Origin of the sequence: uncultured Methanobrevibacter sp. (genome assembly GCF_937898925.1) — an archaeon.
Classification (GTDB): Archaea; Methanobacteriota; Methanobacteria; order Methanobacteriales; family Methanobacteriaceae; genus Methanobrevibacter.
The window spans coordinates 1-2,596 of the sequence record NZ_CALDKF010000088.1; the positions used below are offsets into that span (position 1 = coordinate 1).

At 37.6% G+C, this 2,596-nt stretch carries 1 protein-coding gene; it reads left to right on the top strand.

Features of this window, described 5'->3' with window-relative positions:
* Positions 1 to 473 precede the first annotated feature (473 nt).
* The coding region (locus tag Q0409_RS07155; protein WP_298536455.1) for a right-handed parallel beta-helix repeat-containing protein at positions 474 to 2,596 on the top strand (2,123 nt) is incomplete at its 3' end.

Consider the following 2,596-nt stretch of genomic DNA (forward strand, 5'->3'; position numbering starts at 1 on the left):
AAAGATTGTCATCAAGAAAAAAGGCAAATTCACTGCTACCGCTAAGTTTGCAGGAGACACTACCTACAAGGCAGTAAGCAAAAAGGCAACAATAACCATCAAATAAATGATGAAAAAGAATTTAAAATTTTGAATTAATAGGTCTAAACCTCTTTTAGATCTATTAATCCTTTTATATTTTTTTAAGAGGAAATATGGACAGTTTATTGAGGATTTATTTCTTATTCTAATCCAAGTGGTTGGAATAATAAATAAATTTTCTTTAATTTAGGGAAGATTTATTTAGAATTTTATGAATTTATTGAAAGCTTCAAAGTTTAAAACCTCAACAAGACTTTTTTTATAATAGAAAAAAGTTTTTTAGTTTGGTAGTTTTAGATAGGGGAAGGAGAATATTATTTTTCTTCTTCTATTTAAAATCTAAAGTTCATATTTATCAAAAATAATTATTATATTAGGTAGTTGAATCTAAAATGCAAAAAACTAGCAAATATGTAATATTGTCTTCATTGGCATTGATAATATTGTTGTGCATGTCTTCCGCTTCTGCAGTTGATATCATGGATAATGATATTTCATCTGCATCTGATTCGGATGATCTCATTTCATCTGATTTGAATGATGGTGCCATTGGGGATGATTTGGTTTTGTGTTCTGATTCTTCTTTAAACGATGCGGATTCAAGATCCAACTCTTCCTTAAAAAGCTCTGGTATTGGGGATGAGTCTTCAAATATTAATGGAAAGTCCGCTTTGGGGGATTCACTTGATAATGTCCATTATGTGGATAATGATAATCTGGATTCCTTCTTTGATGGGGGCTTTTTAAAGGAAGAGTATGCTGATTCAATATTGGTCTTCAATGGAGAATTCATTGATAGGGGCATATTGGACATCAAGTCTTCCAATGTCACTATCATCGGAAACAATTCCTTATTGGTCAATACTGCATTCTGCCTCGAGTCCAACAATATAATGCTCACTGGACTTAATTTCCTATGGAACAGGGAATTTTCCGGCAATGACAATGCAGGCATATTAGTGCTTGGAGACAACTGCACTATCTATAACTGCACTATCAATTATGCTGTTCCGGAAGCCACCAGCGGATTCTGCATTTATGCTGAAGGCGCAAGTGGAGACAAGATAGAGAATTTCACTCTAGCAAACAATACCATTAACTTTGTAGGAAACAACCTGCATGGGGGCTGGGATTATGGTATATTTATAGACCAAGTTGAAAATGCAATGGTTTATGGCAACAATATAAATTCCTCCCTTCCTTTGCGTGCCGTCAATTATGCTTTTGATATTTTCGGAGGCGTGAGCATGGAGTCTGTCGGCGTTTTTGTTGCACAGTCCTCTCCTAATTTGACATTTTCAAATAATAAGGTGTTTTCCTCAGTAAATGGCGGGGGCAGTAGCTATCCTACCTTGGATACTCTTGTGATTTATGATTGCAGCAATTCAACTATAGAAGGCAATGATATTCATGTTGAGGATTTCGACAGCAAGAACGGCAAGGACAATTATTTGCAGGGAATCGACTTGTATTTCTCAAATAATGTCACTATAGTCCACAATAAGATTGACATCAAAACTACCGGTGGCCGTGCAGGTATGGGAACTGCATATCCGATACAAGTAAATGGTCCTTCCAAAGGTGTTATGATTGCCTACAATAATCTGACCACTGCTAATTTCGGCCCTAACTGTGGAATCTATTCCATGAATTATTATGGTCAAACACAGAATTACATGATCAGCAACTTCATAAATGTGACCGGTTTGGCTAGCACTCACTATTGGGCTTTGGTTGCAGGTATTGAGGTTCAGGATTCAGATGACCTAATCTGGAACAATACAATCATAGTGAACAACATAGGAAATTACAGCAGTTCCAACAATATTTATGGAATAAGCTACTCCCAAAATACTAAGGGAGACCATAAATACAATATCCAGTACAATAATGTGACAACCAATGGCAGATATGCCGTTTCCCTATCAGGCACAGATTCTATGGTTGTTGATTCAATCATTGCAAATAATGTGCTGAATTCCGAAACTTCCAGCGGTAATCGTGCAGTTCGTGTTGGTGCTGGTTATAACAATACTATCCGTAACAATACTGATGGTGTTTTCAGGAATACCTTAAATCCGGATGATTTGCCTGATTGGCTGAAAAATCATAAGGGTTTGGTTCCAAGGATTGTTGTTCCTAGGTATTATCGTGAGGGTTCCAATGGTACTGGCTTGACTGATGATAAGGGCAACGGCACAGCTCCTTGGAACACCAATGGCAGTTCTGGCGGGACAAACAATGGCAATGGCAGGCATGGAAGCGGTGTTTCTGGAAATGGATCTGATTCTAATAGTGATATGGTTTTAGGTTCAGATAGGGATACCGCTCCAGGTGTTGGCGGTGATGCTGCTCCTAGCATAAGTGCTGCCAGTCCTGGTGATAGTGGCAGCTCTGCAGCTGACCCTAACGCTTATGAGATTAATGAACGGAATAATCTAGCTGTAAAGTCTGTTGATTATCTTCAGTTAGGTGTCATCTGCATTGTTGCCTTATTATTGTTGCTTGTTGGTTA